This is a genomic window from Halobacteriovorax marinus SJ (assembly GCF_000210915.2).
GTDB classification, from domain to species: Bacteria; Bdellovibrionota; Bacteriovoracia; order Bacteriovoracales; family Bacteriovoracaceae; genus Halobacteriovorax; species Halobacteriovorax marinus.
The window spans coordinates 1,544,388-1,568,134 of sequence record NC_016620.1; the positions used below are offsets into that span (position 1 = coordinate 1,544,388).

General features: G+C 36.1%; 25 protein-coding genes and 1 tRNA gene. 15 read left to right on the plus strand and 11 right to left on the minus strand.

Annotated elements, in window-relative coordinates:
• Positions 1 to 41 precede the first annotated feature (41 nt).
• The 3 genes from BMS_RS16880 to BMS_RS07460 are packed head-to-tail and all read left to right on the plus strand — an operon-like array spanning position 42 to position 4,228.
• Positions 42 to 947 carry a response regulator gene (locus BMS_RS16880; protein WP_052590615.1) on the plus strand — a complete coding sequence of 302 codons (906 nt, stop codon included), beginning with the start codon at positions 42 to 44 and terminating at the stop codon, positions 945 to 947.
• The gene (locus BMS_RS07455; protein WP_014244200.1) at positions 947 to 2,248 is read left to right on the plus strand and encodes a glycosyltransferase family 2 protein; all 1,302 of its coding nucleotides are present in this window, start codon (positions 947 to 949) and stop codon (positions 2,246 to 2,248) included. The genes BMS_RS16880 and BMS_RS07455 overlap by 1 nt, the downstream gene beginning before the upstream one ends.
• Entirely contained in the window at positions 2,249 to 4,228 is a 1,980-nt protein-coding gene (locus BMS_RS07460; protein ID WP_014244201.1) for a hypothetical protein, read from the plus strand.
• Here the strand turns inward: BMS_RS07460 and BMS_RS07465 are convergent.
• Positions 4,213 to 4,515 carry a hypothetical protein gene (locus BMS_RS07465; RefSeq protein ID WP_014244202.1) on the minus strand — a complete coding sequence of 101 codons (303 nt, stop codon included), beginning with the start codon at positions 4,513 to 4,515 and terminating at the stop codon, positions 4,213 to 4,215. The two genes, BMS_RS07460 and BMS_RS07465, sit on opposite strands and share 16 nt — an antisense overlap.
• A gap of 75 nt (positions 4,516 to 4,590) precedes the next feature.
• Here BMS_RS07465 and queA point away from each other — a divergent pair, with 75 nt between their 5' ends.
• The 7 genes from queA (at position 4,591) to BMS_RS07500 (ending at position 10,844) form a co-directional block, all read left to right on the plus strand.
• A complete protein-coding gene (queA, locus tag BMS_RS07470; protein WP_014244203.1) occupies positions 4,591 to 5,637 on the plus strand; it encodes a tRNA preQ1(34) S-adenosylmethionine ribosyltransferase-isomerase QueA in 1,047 nt (348 codons plus the stop codon).
• Positions 5,634 to 6,752, plus strand: a complete 1,119-nt coding sequence (tgt, locus tag BMS_RS07475; protein WP_014244204.1) for a tRNA guanosine(34) transglycosylase Tgt — start codon at positions 5,634 to 5,636, stop codon at positions 6,750 to 6,752. Before queA ends, tgt begins: the two co-directional genes overlap by 4 nt.
• 27 nt (positions 6,753 to 6,779) lie before the next feature.
• Positions 6,780 to 7,127: a preprotein translocase subunit YajC gene (gene yajC / locus BMS_RS07480; protein WP_014244205.1), complete on the plus strand. Its 348-nt coding sequence runs from the start codon at positions 6,780 to 6,782 to the stop codon at positions 7,125 to 7,127.
• A gap of 9 nt (positions 7,128 to 7,136) precedes the next feature.
• Positions 7,137 to 7,403, plus strand: a complete 267-nt coding sequence (locus tag BMS_RS17915; protein ID WP_014244206.1) for a twin-arginine translocase TatA/TatE family subunit — start codon at positions 7,137 to 7,139, stop codon at positions 7,401 to 7,403.
• A gap of 138 nt (positions 7,404 to 7,541) precedes the next feature.
• The gene (gene secD / locus BMS_RS07490) at positions 7,542 to 9,254 is read left to right on the plus strand and encodes a protein translocase subunit SecD (protein ID WP_014244207.1); all 1,713 of its coding nucleotides are present in this window, start codon (positions 7,542 to 7,544) and stop codon (positions 9,252 to 9,254) included.
• 14 nt (positions 9,255 to 9,268) lie between these two features.
• The gene (gene secF, locus BMS_RS07495; RefSeq protein ID WP_014244208.1) at positions 9,269 to 10,192 is read left to right on the plus strand and encodes a protein translocase subunit SecF; all 924 of its coding nucleotides are present in this window, start codon (positions 9,269 to 9,271) and stop codon (positions 10,190 to 10,192) included.
• 55 nt (positions 10,193 to 10,247) lie between these two features.
• On the plus strand, positions 10,248 to 10,844 hold the full coding sequence (locus tag BMS_RS07500) for a hypothetical protein (protein ID WP_014244209.1): 597 nt from the start codon (positions 10,248 to 10,250) through the stop codon (positions 10,842 to 10,844).
• Here BMS_RS07500 and BMS_RS07505 read toward each other — a convergent pair.
• Complete coding sequence (locus BMS_RS07505; protein WP_044557393.1) at positions 10,841 to 12,472, minus strand: hypothetical protein; 1,632 nt, start codon at positions 12,470 to 12,472, stop codon at positions 10,841 to 10,843. The two genes, BMS_RS07500 and BMS_RS07505, sit on opposite strands and share 4 nt — an antisense overlap.
• Positions 12,473 to 12,795: 323 nt before the next feature.
• Here BMS_RS07505 and BMS_RS07510 point away from each other — a divergent pair, with 323 nt between their 5' ends.
• Entirely contained in the window at positions 12,796 to 13,101 is a 306-nt protein-coding gene (locus tag BMS_RS07510) for an HU family DNA-binding protein (RefSeq protein ID WP_044557394.1), read from the plus strand.
• Positions 13,102 to 13,200: 99 nt separating this feature from the next.
• Positions 13,201 to 13,278, plus strand: a tRNA-Cys gene (locus BMS_RS07515).
• A gap of 167 nt (positions 13,279 to 13,445) precedes the next feature.
• Here BMS_RS07515 and BMS_RS07520 read toward each other — a convergent pair.
• A complete protein-coding gene (locus BMS_RS07520; RefSeq protein WP_014244212.1) occupies positions 13,446 to 13,790 on the minus strand; it encodes a hypothetical protein in 345 nt (114 codons plus the stop codon).
• A gap of 162 nt (positions 13,791 to 13,952) precedes the next feature.
• Between BMS_RS07520 and BMS_RS07525 the strand changes: the two genes are divergently transcribed.
• Positions 13,953 to 14,933 (plus strand): M48 family metalloprotease, encoded by a 981-nt coding sequence (locus tag BMS_RS07525; RefSeq protein ID WP_014244213.1) that lies wholly within the window; start codon positions 13,953 to 13,955, stop codon positions 14,931 to 14,933.
• Here the strand turns inward: BMS_RS07525 and BMS_RS07530 are convergent.
• From BMS_RS07530 to BMS_RS07540, 3 genes are all read right to left on the minus strand, one after another.
• Positions 14,930 to 15,790 (minus strand): hypothetical protein, encoded by an 861-nt coding sequence (locus BMS_RS07530; protein ID WP_014244214.1) that lies wholly within the window; start codon positions 15,788 to 15,790, stop codon positions 14,930 to 14,932. The genes BMS_RS07525 and BMS_RS07530 overlap by 4 nt on opposite strands.
• A 9-nt stretch (positions 15,791 to 15,799) precedes the next feature.
• Entirely contained in the window at positions 15,800 to 16,609 is an 810-nt protein-coding gene (locus BMS_RS07535) for a tRNA threonylcarbamoyladenosine dehydratase (RefSeq protein ID WP_014244215.1), read from the minus strand.
• Between the two features lie 157 nt (positions 16,610 to 16,766).
• A complete protein-coding gene (locus BMS_RS07540) occupies positions 16,767 to 18,164 on the minus strand; it encodes a sensor histidine kinase (RefSeq protein WP_014244216.1) in 1,398 nt (465 codons plus the stop codon).
• 111 nt (positions 18,165 to 18,275) lie between these two features.
• Between BMS_RS07540 and BMS_RS07545 the strand changes: the two genes are divergently transcribed.
• Complete coding sequence (locus BMS_RS07545; protein WP_014244217.1) at positions 18,276 to 18,707, plus strand: YcgN family cysteine cluster protein; 432 nt, start codon at positions 18,276 to 18,278, stop codon at positions 18,705 to 18,707.
• Positions 18,708 to 18,771: 64 nt separating this feature from the next.
• Positions 18,772 to 19,470 carry a penicillin-insensitive murein endopeptidase gene (locus BMS_RS07550; protein ID WP_014244218.1) on the plus strand — a complete coding sequence of 233 codons (699 nt, stop codon included), beginning with the start codon at positions 18,772 to 18,774 and terminating at the stop codon, positions 19,468 to 19,470.
• Here BMS_RS07550 and BMS_RS07555 read toward each other — a convergent pair.
• The 5 genes from BMS_RS07555 to BMS_RS07575 form a co-directional block, all read right to left on the minus strand.
• On the minus strand, positions 19,462 to 20,211 hold the full coding sequence (locus BMS_RS07555; protein ID WP_083885961.1) for an N-acetylmuramoyl-L-alanine amidase family protein: 750 nt from the start codon (positions 20,209 to 20,211) through the stop codon (positions 19,462 to 19,464). The two genes, BMS_RS07550 and BMS_RS07555, sit on opposite strands and share 9 nt — an antisense overlap.
• A gap of 48 nt (positions 20,212 to 20,259) precedes the next feature.
• The gene (locus BMS_RS07560; protein ID WP_014244219.1) at positions 20,260 to 21,024 is read right to left on the minus strand and encodes an SH3 domain-containing protein; all 765 of its coding nucleotides are present in this window, start codon (positions 21,022 to 21,024) and stop codon (positions 20,260 to 20,262) included.
• Between the two features lie 55 nt (positions 21,025 to 21,079).
• A complete protein-coding gene (gene astE, locus BMS_RS07565) occupies positions 21,080 to 22,081 on the minus strand; it encodes a succinylglutamate desuccinylase (protein WP_014244220.1) in 1,002 nt (333 codons plus the stop codon).
• Positions 22,078 to 23,025: an MBL fold metallo-hydrolase gene (locus BMS_RS07570; protein WP_157868256.1), complete on the minus strand. Its 948-nt coding sequence runs from the start codon at positions 23,023 to 23,025 to the stop codon at positions 22,078 to 22,080. Before BMS_RS07570 ends, astE begins: the two co-directional genes overlap by 4 nt.
• 113 nt (positions 23,026 to 23,138) lie before the next feature.
• The gene (locus BMS_RS07575) at positions 23,139 to 23,639 is read right to left on the minus strand and encodes an HNH endonuclease (RefSeq protein WP_052590619.1); all 501 of its coding nucleotides are present in this window, start codon (positions 23,637 to 23,639) and stop codon (positions 23,139 to 23,141) included.
• Positions 23,640 to 23,747 lie beyond the last annotated feature (108 nt).

Sequence of the window (23,747 nt, forward strand, 5' to 3'; positions counted from 1 at the left end):
TATAATTACAATAAAAATCCTTTCAAAAAATGGAGTTCATTTTGTCTTCAACCGAGCTAAACGAACAAGTAGCTTTAAAAAAGAAAGTTGTTGTTATTGATGATGAAGCAGTGACACGTAAGTTAGTAGAGAAAGCGCTTAGCGAGCGTTTTGAAGTCTATATTGTTGATAATATATTTGAATCGATTCGAGTATGTGAACTACATATGCCAGATGTGATTCTGTTAGACTTACTTATGCCAAGTGTAGACGGTTTTGAGATTTTAAACCTCTTAAAGCACCATGCAATACTTTGCGATATACCAGTAATTTGTATGAGTTCTACTGAAGCGAGGGAAGATAGAATTCGAATAAGAGAACTAGGTGCCATTGGGTTTATTAAAAAGCCTGTAAGTATAAAAACCTTGGCCAGTGATATTGATCAATCTCTAGATTCAGTTACAAATATAATAACTTCGAAGAAGAATAATATAGAGTTTATCATTGGCTTTAACGTTCAAGAAAAAGATAAATTCATTTTAAAGAAAATTCAAAGAATTCCTGAAGGTGAAACTGTCGTCTTTCTCTCATGGAGTAAGGGAGAGTACTTTTACGAAAGTAATGAGAGTTTGAAGAAATATATTGATGACGAAAGACTTATATTCTTAGAAATTAAGCCAACACTCATTACAAAATTTCCTTACCTTCAAGACTTAACTCCTCTTTTAGAAGATGTACTCTCATTCTTAGGTGAAAAAAGTCGAGAAACTCACCTTGTTTTTGATGAGCCTAGTGTTCTTTTAAATTTTCAAAATACAGAGAAAACGACCTCTCAGGCATTGAAATTTGCTCAGTCCTTAATTTCAAATTTTAAGAAGATTTCGTATATCGATATTCGTCCAAAGAAAGAGGATGAGCAGAGCTTTCTTAATAAAATAGGTAAGATTTTAGTAGGTAATAGAGGGTAATGAAAAAAAGTTTTACTAGTGCTATTACAATTGTAACCATTACTATAATTTGTAGTTTATTAGTTATTATTTTCTATTTAAATATTCCCGATAATTGGCAATTTGATAACCCTTATGCAAATTTTGTTGCAAAGCTAATGCTCTATTATCTTCTATTTATTTTTGTGAGAACATTTCTCTTACTTATTCTCTCGTTTCTAGAGGTTATCTTCTATAAGAAGAGTCGAGATATAGTAAAGTATCCTCTGGTTACACTTATTATCCCTGCTTACAATGAAGAGAAGGTACTTAAAAAGGCAATTGAATCTGTCTTAGAGATTGATTATCCAAACCTTGAAGTTTTAGTTGTTGATGATGGTTCTACTGACGATACATTCTTTGTTGCAAAGGAAATGGAGAAGCACTCCCAGGTAAGAGTTATTCATCAGTCAAATGCAGGTAAGTCTAAGGCCCTCAATTACGGGATTTCGGAGGCCCTAGGGGATTACTTCGTTTGTATGGACGCAGATAGTGTGCTTAGTAAGAATTTACTGATTGAAGCAATTCCATATTTTGAAAGAGACGAGAACCTAGCAGCTGTTGCTGGTGCTGTTCAAGTTGGAAATGCTAAAAACCTTCTAACAATTTTCCAAAAACTAGAATATATTATTGGGCTTAATTTTCATAAGAAAGCGCAATCTTTTTTAAATATGGTTACCATCGTTCCTGGTCCAATTGGAGTTTTTGATCGAAGCAAAGTATATGCTATTGGTGGCTATAGCTCTGATACATTTGCTGAAGATAGTGACTTAAGTATGCGCCTTTTAATGGAAGGATATAATATTAAGTATTGTGATAAGATTACCGCGACTACCGAGGCTCCCGATGAGATTAATGCCCTCATTACTCAGCGCTATAGATGGTCCAGAGGAATGGTTCAGGCCATCTTTAAGGGGATGAATCTCTTGTGGGATAATTTCTCTGTAAGGGGAGCTCTAGTTATCACCTATATGTTCTTTGAAACTATTCTTATTCCATTAATTAATTTCTCTTTTATTATGCTGACTTTGGAGTTTGCACTTCTCTATAATATTGTCGATTTAATGGGGCCCTACTTTGTAGGTTTAACACTCTTGGATGTCGCTCTTTGCTTTTATAGTATTATTATGGAGAGGCAGGTTTTCTCTTTACTCATTTTAAGTTTTCTTAATCGATTGACCTATGGTCTCCTCTTGGAAGTTATTAGGTTCTTTTCAATATTTGATGAATTATTAAAAATCCCAATGAAATGGGGTGTGCTTGAAAGAAAAGGAATGAATTAGATGAATTTAAAAAATATTTTTAATATTCTTTTATTATCAATTTCACTTACAACTATTATTGTAACTCTTGTTACGTACATAATATTTAAACTTAGGCTTGGAGCTTCGAAAAAGAGTTTTTTAAAGAACCCTCTAGAGGGAGCATTTTTTAGAAGGTTCTCTCCTCTTATTCAAGCTGATTATCTAGAAAAGAAAGCACTACAAGAACAAAGTGAAGGTAAGGGAGTTTCATTTAAGGTTAAGTTCGTTTCATTGTCATTCTTTCTATTTGCTGTCATATCAGGACTCATCTTATTTGAAGATTATTTCAAGTATAGAGAACAACTTGCTCAAAGAGTGACTAGTGCTAGTAAACTTAGAGAGCTAGTGAAGCGAGGGCATTTAAAAACTTATGACTACGTTCCAAGAGAGGAGAAAGTTGTCCTAAGAAAACGCCCTTCTACTAATACTCAAAGACAGATAGATTATTTCCAGAAAAGTTTAGGCGAAAAAAAGTTTTGTCTAATCTCTACTTATAGAGCGAAGAATTACGATTCATCATATCATCTAAATGCCATTAAGCAGTGGAGAGAGTTCTTTAAGAGAAATAAACTTAGTTATAGAGTCTATTCACGTGTAAATACACCTCTTGGGTGCATATCTATTTATCCTCATATTCAATCTTTAAGTAATTCACAAAGAGAAGAGTTGCTTAAGAGTCAAAATCCTATACTCATTACTGGTGGGCTTGGACGATTAGATGGACTTGGGGGTGAGAGTAAGGATAATATTTTAGCTCAGCTATTAAGTACTACAATTCTCGCAGATGAAAGCAGAAACCCAACACTCATAGCTTCTGAGAAGGAGTACTTATGGGATATTGAGGGAGGAAGTTTTGTAGAGTGGCTACCTTTGGATAAGAGGTATTCTCATATTGGTGAAGATGGTGGCAGTTTGTTAACTTCTTCTTATAATGGAGAAGTTTTTTCTAGAGAATCCCATAGCTTTAGAAGGGAGTGGAAATCTAAGAATAGAGTATGGAGCTCACTTGATCCAATTAATGACTTTCATTCTGATATTGTTTTTTTGACAATATTTTCAAAACTAGTTCAGACACCAATTGCTAAAATAAAAACATTTCCTTTTGAGCAAAGAGCTGTTTCCTTCGTTTATAGACAGCTATCTACTACTGACCAATTAGATGAGGTGAAGAAGAGTCTTAAAGCATTTAATGGGAGTTGGACGCTATTCACTAGAGATGACCGCTATCCTGCAGCGGAGATACACTCTGAAGATCACACTGGCTATGAAGTAGGAATGCTTATTTTAGAAGATGATATTCTTGATGAAGTTGATACAAGGCTTACTTTTAATAGAGTCGAGGAGATGCGCTTATTCTTGGAAGAGTTGAGTTTCTCTGCTGTTGGTGGAATGGCCACTCATAATGATTATTTTTCAAATACTTTATTAGTTGTAAGTGATCAAAATAGATTGTCTTATATATATGGTAAGAATAAGTTTATTTCATATTCTCCTTTTTATCTTGAAAATCTTAGTTATTCACTTATTCCTCGAATGTTTAAAACAGTAGGAAAACTTCTTCAAGATAAGTCTATTTCTAACGAGAGTGAGATGGTGAATACACTTCAAAAGAATATTGACCATGCTCAGGACTTAGGAGTGGCCGCCATTGTTGATTTCTCCTCTACTGATATTGAAAACCTACTCTTTTCTAAATCTTTGAAGAAGTTAATTACTCAAAATAATATTAAGGCCTTAAAGTTAATGGATCTCATTAAGTATAGAAATGAGCAAGAGAACTTAAAAGTAGCTATCAATTCTAGTGTAGAGGAAATCACCATCACTAATACACTTAGCAAATCTGTTAAAGATATTGTGCTTCTTCTAGAAATTGGTGGAAAGAGAGAGAAAGTCTTTATTAAAGAGATTGCTGCTGGAGCAGACCTTAAATTAGATAAGGGAACTTATCTAGAGCGATAACGAATTGTCTGTCTTGTAGAGTTCTCGTCATTAAAAAGTTCTTCGAGTTCTTTATCCTCATCTTGGTCTTGGAGCTCATTTTTCTGTAGTGCGCTACTAGTAAGGTCGATAGAATCCTCAATAATTTCTTTTTTCTTTTTGACCTGGGGCTTTTGCTCTAGGTTCCAATCTTCAAGGTTTACAGAGTTTGAGAGCTCCTTGAGCTGCTCTAACTCATCTGAAAGTGAGAATTGAGCATAAATATTTACACTTAATAAGAAAATTAGGATTGTTCTCTTGCCTAGCATTGATTCCTCAGATAAAACTCAAACTCGGTTAAATACTTATATTTATTATGACAAAAGTGAAGGACTCTCGCAACTATGAGTAGCGCAGATTTAACATTGAGCAATTACGACTTCGATCTTCCAAAAGAGTTGGTGGCCAGCAGACCTATTGCTGGAAGACATAACTCTAAACTACTGGTTTATAAAGTGAAGTCTGGAGAGATTATTCACGAGCACTTCTATAATCTTGCCAATTACCTTCCGGAGGACTCTTTACTAGTTCTCAATCAAAGTAAAGTCTTCCCTTGTAGACTCATTGGGAAAAAGCCTACGGGCGGAAAGTGTGAGGTCTTCTTGCTCGAGAGTTACCCAAATTCAAATGGAGAGTATAAGTCTCTCATTAAAACCAGCTCGAAGAAGAGTGTTGGGGATGAGTTCTTTTTTGAAGATGAACTTGTCGCAAAAATTGAAAGAATTGATGAAGGTAATTTCTATATTAGTTTTAATAGGGAGAACCTCGCAGAGTACCTAAATGAATATGCTAAAATTCCCATTCCTCCTTATATTAGAAATGGTGAAAGTGATGAGTTAGATAAGTCAGATTATCAAACTGTATTCGCTAAAAATATTGGTAGTGTAGCTGCTCCTACGGCCGGTCTTCATTTTACTGAAGATGTTTTTAAGAGTCTTCAAGAGAAAAATATTGAGAGGGCCTATGTCACTTTACACGTAGGGCTTGGAACATTTGCTCCAGTTAAAACAGATAATCTACAAGATCATAAAATGCATTCAGAGAATTATTTTATAGATACAGAGAATAAAGAGAAAATTCTCTCTAAAAAAGAGATCTTCGCTGTGGGAACGACATCTCTTAGAGTTTTAGAGAGTTCTCACAACGGAGAGAACTTCGATATAGAGGCCAACGAGATAAAGGAGACTGATATCTTTCTTCATCCAGGAGTAGATGTCCACTCTATAAATGGTCTCATTACGAATTTTCATTTGCCAAAGTCTACGCTTCTTATGCTCGTTAGCTCTCTGATTGGCAGAGAGAAGACCTTAGAGCTATATAAAGAGGCCATTGCAAATGAGTACCGCTTCTTCTCCTATGGAGATTCAATGCTAATTTTGAGGGACCAATGACGACGATGTATAAGAATGTAGCTTACGATGGAAAGGCCCGCGCTGGGGTTGTCACTACTGCTCACGGAGAGATTGAAACTCCTATCTTTATGCCAGTAGGAACAAGGGCATCTGTAAAGTGTATGTGGCAACATGAATTAGAAGAAGTTGGGGCCCAGATTATCCTTGGCAATACTTATCATCTCTACTTAAGACCAGGACATGAACTGATTGAAAAAGTTGGAGGCGGTCTACATGGTTTTATGAATTGGAAAAAACCTATCCTCACAGATAGTGGGGGATATCAAGTTTTCTCTCTCTCTTCGATGAATAAATTGAGTGAAGAGGGGGTTCGCTTTCAGTCTCATATTGATGGCTCATACCATATGATCTCTCCTGAAAAATCTATGGAAATTCAACGCGCACTTGGTAGTGATATCGTTATGAATTTTGATGAGTGTCCAGCGCTTCCTGCAACAAAGGAAAGGCTTAGAGAGAGTATGGAACTCACTCTAAGATGGGCCAAGAGATGCCGTGACTACGAGCTTAAAGAACACCAAAACCTCTTTGGTATCATTCAGGGTGGCCTACACTTCGACTTAAGAACAGAGTGTATGGAGAGACTTACTGAGATGAACTTTGAAGGTTACGCTCTAGGAGGGCTTAGCGTAGGGGAGAAGAATGAGGAAATGGTAGAGTTTTGCTCTGACTTTGTTCACACAATGCCTAAGGATAAACCTCGCTACCTAATGGGTGTTGGGAAGCCTTTAGATATTTTAACTGGAATTAAGAACGGTTTAGATATGTTTGACTGCGTACTGCCTACTCGAAATGCGCGCAATGGACAATTTCTCACTCACCATGGACCTCTCAATATAAAGAAGGAAAGGTTTAAAGAAGATACATTGCCACCTGATCCAGATTGTTCATGTAAGGTCTGTAGCAATTATTCCAGATCGTATATTAGACATCTCTATAATACTGGTGAATATTTAGCTGGTCAGCTTATAAGTTATCATAATTTGCACTTCTTTTTAGATATGACAAAGCAGGCGAGGGCCCATATTATAGCGGGAACGTTTGACGAATATTATAAGACATTTTATAACAATTACACTTCAAATCAATGGACATAGATAGTCCAAGGCAATAAGGATACACGCATGTTAGATTTTTTAATGACTCCAGTTATGGCACAAGAAGCGGCTGCAGCAGCAGGTCAACCAAATGCACTCAGCTCATTTCTTCCAATGATTGCTGTTTTCGCAATTTTCTACTTCCTAATGATTAGACCTCAAGCTAAGAAGGCGAAAGAAGAGCAAGCAATGCTAAGTCAGCTTGGAAAAGGTGAAGAGATTTTCACAAAGTCTGGACTCTTTGGAACAATTACTGGGATTACTGATAAAGTTATCACACTAGAAATTGCTGAAGGAACTAAAGTTAAAGTTCTTAGAAGCCATATTGGTGGTAAAGCTGATTCTATCTTCAAGAAAACAGAAGAGAAGAAGTAAGAGGGTGCTATGTTTGGAATCGGTGGAGCTGAATTACTAATAATTTTTGTTTTTGCACTTCTCTTTATAGGTCCAAAGAAGTTACCTGAGCTTGCAAGAGGCTTAGGTAAAGGGATTAGAGAGTTTCAAAAGGCAAAAGATGATCTTCTTGATCAAGTAAATGCTCCTGCCGAGACTAAAGATAACACTCAGAACTTGGCATCATCTGACGCGCCAAGTGAAACCATCACTACGTCTGAGGACAATAAAAAATCTTCAGACGATTCTAACGCTTAGCCACCAATTCAATTATTTTGGTGGTTTGCCACTTCAATCATTGCTTTTTTACAAAGTTATCCTCTATACTTTTAAGTGTTTAAAATCGTATGCTTAATATAGGCGTTCTCGCCTACCAAATCCTATGAGGAGTATTGAATGAAAAGAAGCTGGTGGTATCGCTTTATTTTCCTAATTATTGTCACTATTACGTCTGTGGTAATCATTTTACCGACGGCTTTAGACTTTCAAGAGGAGAGTAATTACCCTGTAAAATCAAAAATTAATCTAGGCCTCGACCTTCAAGGTGGTCTTTATATGATTCTTGGAATCGATTTCAAGAAAGTATATAAAGATGAAGTTAAGGGTTATACTAGAAAGGTAGAATCACTTCTTGCCGACAATGGTATTTCTTCAACTCCAGGGGATCTAAATCTTGCGGATGAGATGGACCCTATGCAAACTCTTGTTCTAGCAAGTCCTGCTGATATGGAAACAGCTAAGGCCAAAATTCACGAGTTCTATCAAGGTTATATTAGAATTACTGGTGATACGGGAGCTAATCTTCAACTTGCCCTTACAAAGGTTTTAAAAACTCAGATTGAAGAGCAGTCAGTTTCAAAGTCTATCGAAGTTATTAGAAATAGAATTGATGAGTTTGGTGTAACAGAGCCGGAAATTATCTCACAGGGTAATGATAGAATTATCATTCAACTTCCTGGTGTAAAAGATATTGAGAGAGCGAAGGACTTAATTGGTAAAACAGCTAAGCTTACTTTTAATCTTGTTAATAATGAAGTTAGTCCTGTTACGATTCAAGATTGGATCACTAAGGCCGAGGCTTCTGGAATTACTTTTAAAAAAGGTGATAGATTTTCAAGCTACCTCAATCAGCTCAATGAGTACCTAAAGAATGAAAAACTTCTTCCTGCTGGTTGGATTTTAGCTTTTGAAAAGACTGTAAATAAACTTACAAACGAACTTGAATCTAAAATTCCATACCTTGTAGAAGAAAACTCTGCCCTGACTGGTGAAGCTCTTCAAGATGCAAGAGTTCAGATTGATCAGCAGAAGAATGAGCCATATGTTTCACTTGAATTTAAGTCTTCAGGGGCGAAGTTATTTGAAACAATTACTGGTGAAAATATTGGTAGACAGCTAGCAATTATTCTCGATGGGAATGTTTATAGTGCTCCAAATATTCAAACTAGAATTGGTGGGGGAAGAGCACAGATTACAATTGGTTCTGGTGGATTCAATAAAGTAATGAAAGAGGCGAGAGACCTTGCCCTTGTTCTTAGAGCTGGTGCTCTACCTGTTCAACTAGACTTCTTAGAGCAAAGAACAGTTGGTCCTTCACTTGGACACGATTCAATTGATAAGGCCCGTTTTGCCTCAATGGTTGCTTGTATTCTAGTCTTTGGATTTATCCTTGTTTACTATAGAGTTAGTGGTGCTATTGCAATTGTAACTCTCGCTCTAAACGTAATTATTGTTATTGCTTGTCTTGTAGGACTTGAAGCGACACTCACTCTGCCGGGAATTGCTGGTATTGCTCTTACTATTGGTATGGCGGTTGATGCTAATATCATTATCTATGAGAGAATCCGTGAAGAAGTTAGAAAAGGTGTTAGCAACTACAAAGCAGTTGAAAGCGGTTTTGAGTCTGCATTTTGGACAATTATCGATGCTAACATTACGACGGCTCTTGCTGGTTTCTGTCTCCTAAACTTTGGTACAGGTCCTATTAGAGGTTTTGCCGTGACACTACTCATTGGTATCTTTGCAACAGTCTATACTGCGTACTTCGCTGGAAAATTATTATTTGAATTCTACATGGACAAAGTTCAGGGAGAAGACCTAAGTATTTAGGTTGGGGGAATATTATGTTTGAAATTATAAGTAACAATACAAAGATTAATTTCGTAAATAAGTTTTCAATTACTACAGTAATCTCTTTACTCTTAGTTTCTGTTTCCCTCTTTGGAATCATTACTAAGATGAATTACGGTGTTGACTTTAGAGGTGGTGCCGAGATTCAACTTAAGTTTAAAGAGTCAATTAACCTTGATGGATTAAGAAAAGAATTGGCCGATGCTGGATTTAAGGGAATTGCTGCTCAGACAATTGGTGAGCGCTCACAAAATGAATTCTTAGTTAAGGTTCAAGGTGATGAGACAAATCTAAATCAGATCACTGAGAAGGTTTCTGAAACACTTCTAGCTTCTTACGCTTCTAAAGGTGTTGAAGTTCGTAAGGTTGATATCGTTGGTCCAAAGGCCGGTGCTCAGCTTCGAATCTCAGGGTTCCAAGCAATGCTCTGGGCCCTTATTGCCATTATGATTTATATTGGTCTTAGATTTGACTTTAAATACTCACCAGGTGCAATCGTTGCTCTTTTCCATGACGTAACAATTATCTTAGGTGTATTTGCATTCTTCAATGTTGAATTTACTCTGCAAACTGTTGCTGCTCTTTTAGCGGTTATTGGTTACTCAGTAAACGATACGGTTATTGTTTACGATAGAGTAAGAGAGCACGAAGAGAAGAATTCAGCTCTAGATCTTGCTTCACATATTAACAACGCTGTTAATGAAACACTTTCTAGAACAATAATGACATCACTTACAACGCTATTTGTATCTGTTGTTATGTACTTCTTTGGTGGATTGGCCATTAGAGACTTCTTCCTAGCTATTTCTCTAGGTGTTCTCATTGGTACATATTCTTCTATTTTCGTAGCAGCTCCTGTTACTCTCTTCTTTGATAGAGTTAAGGGTTCTCAGGAGAAGAATACTGCTAACGCTTAATTTCTTTAAATATTTAAAATTAACTCTCTTGACCCTAATTCTCTTAGGGTCAAGTATGAGCTTTGCTCAAGATGGCTACACTGATGATAGTGACGATAATCTTGAAGAGTCTCTGCACGATTTTAGAGAGCAGAATCAAAAGCTAGTAGAGCAGATTCAGAAAACTCACGGCGGTGCTGCAGGCGGGAGTAAGGGGAATTTAAATATTAAGCCTGAAATGGATGTAAAGAAGCTTAGGCCAATCGTTAAACAGCTCAATAGCGTTTACTCTAGAATGAGCTATGAATCTTCAAGAGCGCAAATTCAAGAGAATATTTCCAAGTCTCCAGCAAAGGGAATGGCGAAGGCCTTCCCTAAAACAGTGGATTTCATCACTCATCTGCTTAGAGATAATCAAGCTCTTCTCTCTCTACTTGATATGTTCAAAGACAAACAGAAACTGCTCTATTTCTTACTTGCAAATATTTTTACGATTATCTTAGGCTTTGTTCTAGCAAGAAGGGCCTCCAAAGAGGGAAGTTTATTTTCAAGACTCTTTAAGTGGATGTTTAGAAAATGCTTTATCTATGGACTAAGAATTTTTATCCTAATATTTTTCTTTGGCAGCGAACTCGCTCCAACATTCAATATTGTAAAAGAAGTTTTTCTTTAATCTAGGGCCGGCATACAACCAAATCTCTTATCTGGAGGAGATACAGTTGTTGGAATACCTGTTTGATCTTGTCCCACGTTTAATTCGGTAGGTCTTCTAATAGTGTAAATCTTTTGAGTAGATTTTCTGATATATGGATTATTAACATCAGCAGGCCAATAGAAGTGAATAGTCTTTTGTGTGGCCGTAATTTCATCCGGGACATAGTGCTGATTATTTTCATAATAGAACCAAATTTTCTTTAAAAGATTCTCTCTTACAATCATAATATCTGTTGGGGCAAGTACTGGCTCGTTATCGGCATTTGAGAGAAGCTCGGCCTCTTTCACTGCCATGTACATACCTTCAGTACTAACTCCAATGACTTCTTTTAAGATATTAAAGAGTTTATCATCACTATTGTAATTTGTTTGATTTGGACAGAATGCTCTTCCACTTACTGGATCAATCCAAGGAACCATATAGTAACCAAGGTTCGGTGTACTCCCGTCTATATTGGGCATATTAGGCCAAGTGAGAAGACCAAAGATATTTATGGTCTTATTAATCCCATAGTCATCTAAGAGTCTCTTTTGAATCGTTTCGTTAATATCTGATCTGGAGTCAGAGTTTTGATCTGCAAAGCGTACATCAGATAGGTCCCAAAGGGCCATGTGCTGAGGAATTAACTCAAGTCTATCATAGAGTGGAGAATCATCATTTCCATATCTATTCACATCGTGGCAAAAGAGGAATGGATCTCCAGGAGGAAGTGATGGAGGATTATTATTACTAGCAAAGTAGTAGTGAAGTCTCGCAGCGTTCTCGTAGAGATTTCCTGCATCAACCTGAGTTCCCGCTCTAGTTAAACATGTGTATTGAGAGATCGGCATAATCTTTAGAGGAGCTTCATCGTTATCGTCCCCAGTGCTATACTCAATTCTTCTGATTTGAAAAGACTTACTCTTTGCTTCTGAACCAGAGCCCTTTTCCTTAAGTGTTGCAACGTATGTCTTATTAAGTGCTAGTGAAGAGATATTCACCTTAAAACTATTTGCACCTGAAGCAATTTCAACCGAGAGATCAGTTGTTCCATTTCCATCATAAACTTCTAGAAAACATGCTGGCCCTGTTAGACCATCACTAATCTCAGCATTACACCAGCGATCAAGTGTTCCAAGTTCTTCGTTGAGCTCAATATTTGGACCAAGAGTTGTATTTACAAAGAGAGTAGGTGTCTCAACACTTTGAGACGAACAGAATGATTCACAATTATTAATGATATCTGGCACGCCACTCTTACATGCACAAAAGTCTTTTGTGATAAAGACTTCATCAGTTGGTCTCGTTATCTTGTCATCTAGACAAACACCGGTAGAGTTTTGAGATATCTCTATATTCTGTTCTGTTTCTTCAGCGAGGGCTTCGGCGAGTTCTGTTTCACTCGCTAGGAAAGTTCCTTCAGGACATTCAGTTACACATGTGTCACCGCTTGAGAGAAGAAAGAGATCTTCTTCACAACCTAGAGCTCCAGTGCCTTGATTACTTGATTTAATAACAGGTTTACCCTTGCGCCCATCACCAGATACGCAGGAAGTTAATCCGGCCATGCTTATGAGTAAAAGTGTAATTCCAATTATTCTATTCAAGTTTTTTCCTTTTTATCTCTTAACATATCGACATTTAAGTCTTTTACTTGAATTCTTTCCTATTATTTTAAGTCTTTAATAGTCTTTTTTCTTAGCTATTCTTTAAAAGATGTGATTTCATATAGTTATGTGTTTTTTTAGAGTCTTGAACTCAATGAAACCTACACAGATTGTGGGCAACTTAAAGTGAGAATAGGACGAAAAAACAGTGAATTAGGATTTTATAAAAAAATGATTTAAGCTATTTAGGAATTTGTTAAATGTGCCGATAGGTTAGTTAATCATACAATAATGTAAGTTGAATGTTTCTAAAGGAGAGACGTATGACTAAAGCAGATCTTATTGCTGCGATTGAAAAGCAGGCCAACCTTACTCATAAGCAAGCAGAGTCAATTATCAATATTTGCTTCGATTCAATGATTAAGTCTTTATACAATGACGAGAGAATTGAAATCAGAGGGTTTGGATCATTTGCCAATAGAAATTATAAGGCCTACGAGGGAAGAAACCCTAAGACTGGTAAAGTTGTTAAAGTTCCACCTAAGAAGGTTCCTTTCTTTAAAGTTGGTAAAGAACTTAGAGAAATGGTTGACGCTGGAAAAGATAAGTACGTAATTAGAGAAGCATAGTATGCTTTGTCTAAGCGAGCGCAGAACTTGTTGAAATAACGCAAGTTCTGTGTTGACTTTTTCATCGACTTCAATCATTATAAGGACTTCTAAATAAGAGGTCAGATGCCAGAGTGGTCGAATGGCGCAGTTTGCAAAACTGTTGTATCATCGGTTCAAATCCGATTCTGACCTCCATTTTTTACTCAATCCCTTACATTCCAATAAAACACGCAAACACACAAACACACAATGATGAGAGACTATTCTCTGAGCAAGTTAAAACTAAGAAGTTTAAAAAAAGAATTTAGTGCGGCACTTATGAAGTTTAGACTGGGCAACCAGAGAAAGTTGCCCAAGATTTTTTAGAATTTAATTTTATAATTTTTAATTTTAACTTTATCGTTCTTTAACTTTGCTTTGATAACTAAAGTAAAGTCTTGATCTGCTGTACATTCATACTTTAACTTCATCCAGATGAATTGAGAGGCTTTAGTTTTAAGAGGAGTACATACAGCTTCGTTTGTATACTCAACTTTCTCTACTAGATCCATGACCTCTGTACTAGTTGTTAATTCTTGATATGTTTGATCGAAGATCTCTTGCGCTCTTTCAAAATCTGAAAAGTCTGGGAAGTCAAAACCTGGATAGTTAAATGCCATGGCGTTCCCTGTAAATATGAACATAAGTCCAACTAAGATATTTTTCATATGTGTCTCCTTTTTTTATTGCTTTATATTCAACGAGTTATCTTTTCACAAGAGAAGGGGTATTTTTTATATTTCTTAGTTGTAATAAAGTTTTCACAAAAAAATATTTTGTGAAATTGGATATTTTTCTAAGATTGGCTATAATTTATTAACGAGGTCAAAATGGATAAAAGTATTGAGAATCAACTACATAGAGATTTACAACAAGTTAATTCTACGGATAGTGGAAGAAGGGCATTTTTAATTGCGCTTCCGATGTTGTTAGCTTCTTGCGCTAGTGGAAGTAAGCATCGTATGCGCGAAGGTGATAATACTGGTCAAGAGACTTCACTAAGTTTCAATGATGAAAGAGCAATGACCAAAGAGTATTTACCGCAAATGGAAAAAGAGTATCCAATGCTTAAAAATACATACGCTCAAGACTATATCCGTGAGCTAGGAAATAAAATTACTAGCTCTAGCTCTCTTGAAGGTAGGCCATATAATTATCACTTTAGAGTTGTCGAAGCGAAAATGGTTAATGCCTTTGCTCTTCCTGCAGGAGAGGTCTTTGTGACTGCTCCATTAATTAAAATGGCAAGTAGTGAAGCAGAGCTTGCAGGAGTTATAGGCCATGAGATAGGCCATATCAAGGCAAGGCATACCGCTGAGAGAATTGAAACTCAAAATAGAGATAAGACTAAGAATCTTCTCTTTGGAATCGGTGGAGCGATCCTAGGAGGAGCAGCAGGTTATGGGCTAGGTAAGGCGCTCTGTAAGAAAAATGATAGAGAGTGTATACAGAGGATTGCTCTCTATGGTGGGGCTGCCGGTGCTGGAGGAGCTCTTCTAATTCAAAAGTTTGCTTTTATGGCCAACTCTAGAGAAGATGAAATGGAAGCCGATAGAATTGGTTTTAATACATCTCTAGCTGCTGGCTATGATCCAAATCATATTGGGAAATTCTATGAGAAACTCCTTCAGATGGAGAAGCAATACCAAAAGAGCTCTAACCCGATAACAAAGACATTTGCAGATGCACTAAGCACTCACCCTCCTAGTGAGCAAAGAGTGCAACAAATGCGTGAGATGAGCCAGAACGTCTCAGGTAGGAGAGGAATCATTAATACTAAGAGTTTTAATAAAGTTAAAAGCCTAGTTTAGGCAGCCTTCTTAGTTTTAAGTTCTCTCTCTCTTCTTTCTTCACTCTCAACAGAGAGTTTCTTTGAAGCCTTATTAAGTTTGTAACTTAGAATTCTTAAAAGAATCTTTTGATAGAGATAGGTTCTAAGTGTAATTCTTCCGACTTGGATAATATCTTCGCTATCATCGTAATTAATCCATACCTGACAGAAAGACTGATAGAGATAGTTTGTGGCCCTACTCAATTTATAAAAATTTGTACTAAAGCCCATTTCTTTAGAATTTGATGTCATGGTAAAACGCCTATCATCTATTTCTATATCTGCATCTGATGGAAAGTATTTATCCATATATTCCATTTTTAGTATGTGCAAGATATCTCTATAATGAGGTGGAGAGACTTTTGTATTCATTTTTGGAGATGGCCATACCTTAGATATTTGATTAGAGAAAACCTCTATGATTGAAGGTGTTGATGAGATATTTGTAACATAGACATTTCCATATTCTTCGTAGGCCATTGAGAAATTATTAAGTCCTGTAAATGCCATGAAGTCAGCACCTGGGTTTTTATTCATCATGATGAGCCCTGCATGAAGGATCACTCCCTTTTTTGATGAAATAATTGGACTTATTAAAAAACCAAATACTCTTTGGTTTTGATAGAGCAAAGTTAATATACACTTACTGAGATGTTCTCTCTTTTGTTCAAGTGTTAGTTCTTCGTTTAGAAATAAATTATCTACTTTCTTTGCTGCAGAATTATTTACACTAACTAAATCTTTATGAATTTTGGTAAGCTCTAAATCATTCATACTCTTACCTGGATTAATATAGTGACATGAGCTTATATTATTAAATTTAAATTCCCTTTTCATAAGCCCCCCTTACGCGGCCTTTTTTATCTTATTAATGGCGCCTTGAGTAAGCTGCATTTCATATTGATCAAAGAAGATACCTCTATAGTCAGTATGTGACTTGTTACAGGCGAGTTTAAAAACCTCATTGGCCATCAATACTCCACTTAGCCATACGACAGGAGCGAATGAGGGACGTTTTTCTCTCTTATAAACAATATCCTTAACGAGTTTTCTATCTATAATTTCATAGGGACTAAAGTGAGAAAATGTATAATCAACTTCAATATCGACAGCTTCATTGCAAATCTCAGGTGTGAGTTCTTCGAGTGGAATACCTTTAGTTGGAAGGTCTAAGAAATCTTCCCAGTGAGGAGAGTCTGGTGTCATCACGAAAACACTTGCATATGGAGTTAGCCATGCATCGACGATTGTAATATCTTTTCTTCTAGCAGTTCTCTCCAATATAAGTGAGTTGTACATTTCATCCATACCATTAACAACATAGTTAACTCCCTCTAAGAGTTCATTAATATTCTCTAGAGTAACTTTCTCAGTGAAGACTCTTATTTTTAAATTTGGGTTAATTTTTAAAAACTCTTCTTTAAGAACTTCTACTTTAAATTTACCAATAGTGTTTTTGTTGGAATGTATTTGTCGATTAAAATTAGTTTCTTCATAACGGTCGTGATCTATGAGTGTTAATTCTCCAGTACCCATACGAACTAGAACCTCAGCACATACTCCTCCCATTCCACCACTTCCTGCAATAAGCACATGGGTTGCATGTAGGTTTCTTTGATCTTCTTCAGTTATTAAACCAATATTTCTTGAAAACATAGTAATCTCCTTTGGAGATTTATCTTACGTCTTTTATTTTTATAATTTGCAGAAGATTTTATTTGTTATGAAAATATCTGTGTTTTGAATGACTTATTTTTGATAGGTAAAGATATAACTTCATATATTCTCAAGAGAAATTGAAAGAAATTATTGGCTAGTGAAGAGTAACTGAATGATTATCTGTAGGGAAAGTAATTTTAAATTCAGTGCCATGATTAACTTTATCGTCAGTATACTGTATGGAGTTGACATCTAATTGACCCTGCATTTGTTTAGTAAAAAAAGTTACCTGAGTGAGTCCTACTCCTAAACCCACTTCTCCGTTCGTCCCTTCTTGGCTTTCGCTAAGCTCTCTTTCAAAGAAGTTATTAATACTCGTAGGATTCATTCCTGTTCCACTATCTTTGATAGAGAAATGTATGAGTTCGTTTTGCTTAGAAATATTTATTGAGATAAGACTTCCTTCAAAGCTGAACTTGATGGCATTTGAAATTAGATTTGAAACAATTGAATTTGTGAATGTTGTTTTATTTCCTTTTATAAGAAAATATCTAGATTCGTCTTTCGTTATTTCTAATTGAATATTCTTTTCTCTGAGCACCTCTTCAAAATGTACTCTTGCCTCAATTGTGGCATCGTAAACATCAAAGTTATCCTCGCAGAGGATTGTTTTTGCGAGATGGAATTTCTTAAGATCTGAGATGACACCATTCATATTGGAAACGGCCCTATTTAAGATATCACTATCTTTAGTCGTAAATGATTCAATGTTATCTTTTAATTTCTCAGCCTTAAATTGTATAATGGCCATAGGGTTATTTAGATCATGCATGATTGCTCTAATAAGTGTTTCATTGAGTTTATTAGATTCATCAAGATTCTTATTTAATAATTCGAGCTCTTGGTTAAGTAATATTTGCTCATGTCTTCTATCTTCAATTTCACTTAGAAGTTTTGTTGTATTTGTAATTGAATTAACAAGTCTTCCTATGAAGGAGATAGGGTTCCAGACCTTAATACTATTTTTAAAGTAGAGATTAATAACTGGATTGACCTTATTAAAGTCGATGACACTATGAGCTGGTTTGAGACCTATGATTTGTGTAAATCCTTCAAACGCACTGGCGTAGGCCTTAATAAAGTTATCAAAACAGCGCTCACCATTATTTAATTTAACAGTGATTTGAATATGACCTTTTCTTATTTTTTGATAGTGAAATTTTAAGTTCTTATAGAATAATTTTCCAACAAAATTACAAAAGAACCAATAGATGGTTTCAGCACTTACTGTTGCAGCAACAATCTTTGCTAAAGGTGAGAGCTCTTTATTATCAACGCCAGTACTCTTTAAGCTCTGAAGGGCCTTTTCTTCACCTACAATTTGAAAGGTATTATTAGTTATAACTTGAAAGTTATCCCATGTAATCTTACCTTTGGGATTAACTATCTCCTCATAAGTTAGATCTGTACCGCCAATTAATATCTTTGGATCTAAGTTATGTTGTTTGAATGTATCAATATAGGCCACTAGTGTAGCGTTTGAAACTTCCATTAGGTTATTTATACTAAATAGAGTTAACTATAAGAAGAGTTTTGTAGAAAATATAGGATAATAATTACAATAATCTTCCATCTTTTCAGTTATTTATATAATTATGCCCGAATGTTTTGGAAAGAAAAGTCTTTAATTCAATTATCTGCTTCTGAGTGGGAATCCCTATGTGACGGATGTGGGAAATGTTGTCTGGTTAAACTAGAAGACCCAGACACCTTCGAGGTAGCTTATACGGCGTGCTCATGTAGTCTCTTGGATATCGAAAAGGTTCAGTGTCAAAAGTACGAGAATCGTTTTGAAGCCGTTCCAGAGTGCTTAAAAATTACTCCTGAAAATATTGAAAAGTTAGACTATCTACCTTCAAGCTGTGCTTACCGATTAGTGGCAAAAGGTGAGGATCTACCTGAGTGGCATCACTTAATCAGTGGTGAACTTGGTTTAGTGCATAGTCTTGGTAAGTCTGTAGCAGATTGGTGTGTTCCAATTGATCAGGTCGATGAAGATGATCTTGTCGATATGATCATTGAAATCGAAGATTAGAGAAATGATTTGATAAAGTCTCTTCAATGAATTTATAATTTTATAAATTTAGTTGAGGTAGAAAATGAAAATCATCATATCAATTGCTTTCTTATTATTAAGTCACAATCTATTGGCGTCTGAGGCCATTGGCTTTTATTCTAATGGTACCTTAGTGAATGCTGCCTCTATCGATGATTACTCTGGTCACTACGAAAAACTTTTTAGAAGTAGAAAGAGACTCTACGCAACAGACTATCTCTTCAATTTTCTCTTTGATTTTAGTGAAGAGTTTATTGCCGATCACCCTGACACTGAGAAATTTCAATTAGGTGATATCTCAGCTTTGAATGGTGGTAAAATCTCTAGACATGCCTCACATCAAAATGGTCTTGATATAGATATCGTATATCTACGAGTTAATAAAAGAGGTCAGGATGTAGATTACCCTGAATGGAAGGAATACTTTGTTAAAAACGGAGTAGTCACTAAGAATTTTGATCTCACTAAGAATTGGGAACTCTTTAAATTAATTGTTTCTAAGGGAGATGTGGGTCGAATCTTTGTTGACAAGGCCGTTAAGAAGGCCTTTTGCAACGAATATTCTAGCTCTAGGAATAGGTTAGATTTAGAGACTTTGAGACGTCTTCGTCCAGCAAAATATCACTTAACTCATTTTCACTTAAGACTAAAGTGCCACTCCAGCTTTAAGCGCTGTCAAAAACAAGCTGATCCTGCAAATAATAGTGGATGTAACGAGCTTTTAATTGAGAGTTTAGAGTAGAGGAGGAGACTTCTTTTTTTGGAAGTACTTCTCGATACCACTAGCAACTGCGTTGGCATAATCACTTTGAAATCTCTTAGTGATCATCTTTTTTAGCTCTCTAGGATTTGTCATAAAACCAACTTCAAGAAGAATAGAGGGTCTTTTACTTAGGGCCATAACGTAGAAGATGGCCGGCTTTACGCCTCTATCTGTTATTTTATACTTCTTGGAGATCTTGGTGCTAATTTCATGGTGAACTAGCTTTGCCATTTTTCTGGAACTAGGTGCGGTGCGATCGATAACTAAGTCGGCCAAAATTTTATTGATTATGACTTGCTCACCTTTTGTATTCTTATTCTCAACTTCCTCTACTTTCTTTACAGCTGCGTTATCGTGATTGTCTAAATAGAAAGTTTCAAGTCCATGGGAGGATTTTGAGGTCGATGCATTTATGTGAATAGAGATAAAGATATCGGCCTTGATTTTATCGGCAAGTTCAGCTCTCTCTTCTAGGGTCACAGTTCTATCGAGACTTCTTGTAAGATAAGTCGAATAATTCTTTGAAAGTCTTTTATGGATAATTTTAGCAATTGATAGGGCAATATCTTTTTCGCAAATAACTTTAAGTGTCTTCTTGATCCAGATCTTACCCCTAGCGCCGCAATCCTCTCCTCCGTGGCCAGGATCTATAAGAATTGATTGGGCCATGGAGGAAGTCGTAAAAAGAATAGTAAATAGCGCTATTAAATAAAACTTCATCAGCTATATTTTAGATTAATTATTTATTTCATGCAAACTTGATTCTCTTTATTTCAATTTCTTCAAGTTCTCGTACCATGCCCAACCTGTTATTGTTGTATCCTTAATTAAGTCACGATACTCAACTTTGAGCCAACCACCTTTCTTTTCAATTTCTATTAGAGATTGGTTTGGAGCAATCGTCTGTACGACATTACTCTTTGGTGAGTTTGAATCCCTAAGATTTACAAATTTTAAAGTAACATATTTTTGGATGAGCTTAATTTTTTGAATAGGCTTAACTTCTGCTACAGGAGCCTTTGGAAGTGGCTTCACTTCTCTTGAAGGAGTCAGGAAGTTTCCAAGTAAGAGGCCAAAGATTGTACATATACCCATGACGACATAGAGATAATTTCTCTTTTCCTTAAGAGAGTCGAATAAATTCTTTGATATCTCATTGTTAATATCTTGGTCGAGCTTATTCATTTCTTCAAAATGAGTGAGCTCATCTAATTTACTCTGAATTGTTGAGAGTTGCCCCGGAAGCTCTTTTAACTCTTCTAGTGTCTTAGTAAGCTCTTCATTTTTTTCACGTTCTATTCTTAAGAATTCATTATTAATCATCATATCACTAGGGTAGAACTCCGTAGTGACTTGCTGGATTTGAGTCTTAGTCTCTTGTAGTGGCCTTCCGATATTATTTGATAATAGACTCTCAAGTCCTTTAGAAGGTTTATCAAAAGAATTGCTTTTTATTATTGAGGAGAAGGACTTTCCTCCAAGTGGTTTTTCATCAATGGTCTCTTTAACCATATCTTCAATAGTGTCTTTCATAACTTCCCTGTTAAGTAAGATTAAATGTGTGTGAAAATATATTAACCACTTAGAATTACAATGGCAATCTTTTTGGTCCGATAATTAGCCCGGCCCTTTCTCCTATTTTTACACCTGCGTTTGGAAAAATTATTCTCTGCTCACTACCTAGTGCGGTGATTCTCTCTTGCTTATCACTAGAGATGAGTTCCTCATCTTTAAAGAGGTGGAAGTTGGGAGTCTCTTCTGAAAAAGAGAAAGTGAAGCTATCGTCGTGCTTAATAATCTCTTTTTCAATTTGAAAAGCTTGTAGCTTTTTAATTTCTCTTGGAGGTGAGTAATCACCACTTAAAATAAGCCTTAAAGAGTTTTCAATTTCTTTGAAATCCTCTCTGTTATTCTCACCAAAGGGTCTTACTTTTCCAAGCTCTAATGTAAATGATGTTGCTCCATAGAGAGAGCTCGTATGGTAAGAAAAAGTTGTCGCTTTATCTGTATTGAAAATAATTGCATCAATATTTGAATCGTCTAAAAAGTAGAGCTGTTCTTTATCCAGAGAGGTTGATGGGTTGTGGGGATAGATCGCAAATGTTGGAAGCGCCGATTCCTTTATCGCTGTGTGAAGATCATAGTGAATTTTCTCACTTTCTTTTTCAAAGAACTCATCTACGGATTGTCTAATTATTCTTGCTCTCAAAAGATCATAGCTCTCTTCTCTTTGTGATAAATCTCTTGCAAAGAGTCTGTTTAGGTTTTCATGGCAAAACCTCTTGCCTATATTCATGGCCCTAGGGTTACCAAAGATAATGAGAGTATGGTGTATGGCAATTAGGCTCTCATCACAGAGGGAACTGATTAAGTCGTTTATGATTTCTATAGGAGCTGTTTCATTTCCGTGTATGGCGCAGCTATAGATAATTTGCTTGCCACTTTTAAGTGCTGGAAGAAATTCTAGCACACCTGTATTGTGGACGATTAATTCTCCATTACTGAGCTTCTTCCACACGAAAGGTCTTTCATTATATTCTTCATGACTACGAGTCCAATCTAAGAAGTCTTGGTTTTCTTTTTTTATCATTCTATTATCCTGAATTTTTGTCCAAACTTAGGCGCAATGAACTCACTCTTCTTTATTTTAAATTCATTTAGTGCAGCATCTAGTTCTTCAAGGGGAGTGTTGACCCCTTCGTTAGTTAGTTTAAAAGTTCCAAAGTGCATACCTATTGTCAACTTAGATTGAAGATCAATATGCGCCAAAACACTATCTCTTGGATTCATATGTTGCTCTTTCATAAACCATCTAGGCTCATATGCACCAATAGGGAGAAGGGATATATCCATTTGTCCATATCTCTCTCTTTGCTTTTTAAAGTGTTCAGAGTAACCCGTATCGCTGGCAAAGTAGATTTTCTTCTTTGCTTCTATGATAAAAGAGCCCCAAAGTGTTTCATTTCTATCAAATAGCCCGCGAGCAGACCAATGTTGGCAAGGAACAAAAGTAAAATTGATCCCGGCTTTATTATAAGATTCGTGCCAGTCCAAGGGGATCGTTTTCTCTATGCCATGTTCTTTTAAAAGAAGCTCTACTCCAAGGCCAACGATAAAATTTGGACTATGGGATTTGTTAATTTTTATCAAGGTGTCTATATCAAGGTGATCATAGTGGTCATGACCAATGAGGACAATATCTATTGGGGGAAGCTGTGAGAGTTTTAAGGGAGTTTGTCTCACTCTCTTTGGTCCAATAAAACTGATAGGAGAGGCCCTATCGCTCCATATAGGATCTGTTAGAATATTTAAACCCATTGTTTGTATGAGAAAAGTTGAGTGGTTAATGAAAACAAGATTGATTCCATTATAAACTCTTTGTTTATCAATCTCTATTGGTGTCACTTCTATTTCATTTGGCCAGGGGGTATCATCGCTAGTGAATTTCCACTTTAATAATTCAAAGAATGATTTATTGATAATTTTATTTTCATAGCTGAAAGTAGATCCATTGAAGTTCGGACTTGCTTTCATTTTAGGGGTGATATCTCTGGTGCACGAGCAAAGTAAAAGGGTTAAAAGTAATAATCTCAAATTGCCTCCAATTTGGAAATTTTACTTTTAGTTTTGGGTTTCGTCTAACTTCTTTAGTTAGGCAACCACATAAACCATTCGCTTGGATCATTCTCTTTGATTCGCAGACACATTGTTGCAGACCAACCTGGCTTTTTGGGAGGTTTCATTAATTGAAATCCTGACTCCTTAAGTGTTTTGGCTCCTTTCTTTGAATTACATTTTTTACAGCATGTGACAATATTCTTCCAAGTTGTCTTTCCACCTTTGCTAACTGGAATAACGTGATCAAAAGTCAGCTCTTTAAAAGCGAAGCTCTTTGTACAGTATTGGCAGGTATAATCATCTCGGAGGTAAACATTTAATCTGGTGAATTTGACTTGTCTTTGGGTATTGTGGCGATTGTAGAGGCGTAGAATTTTGGGGAGGCTAAAGCTTTGTGAGGTGGATCGTATTTTCTTGTCATCGTACTCGGTGACAACTTCAGCCCGACCGGTGAGCAAGAGAATCATGGCCTTCTGCCAGTTAATGATTCGCACCGGGAAAAAGGTACTATCTAAGAGCAAGGTTCGCATGGTTAACACTCCTTTGGAGATCCTATACTCTTAAATTTTAACATAAATTTAATTGAAGCTACAAAAGAGGAAAAATAATATCTTCTGACATTCTAAGTCCCTAAAATA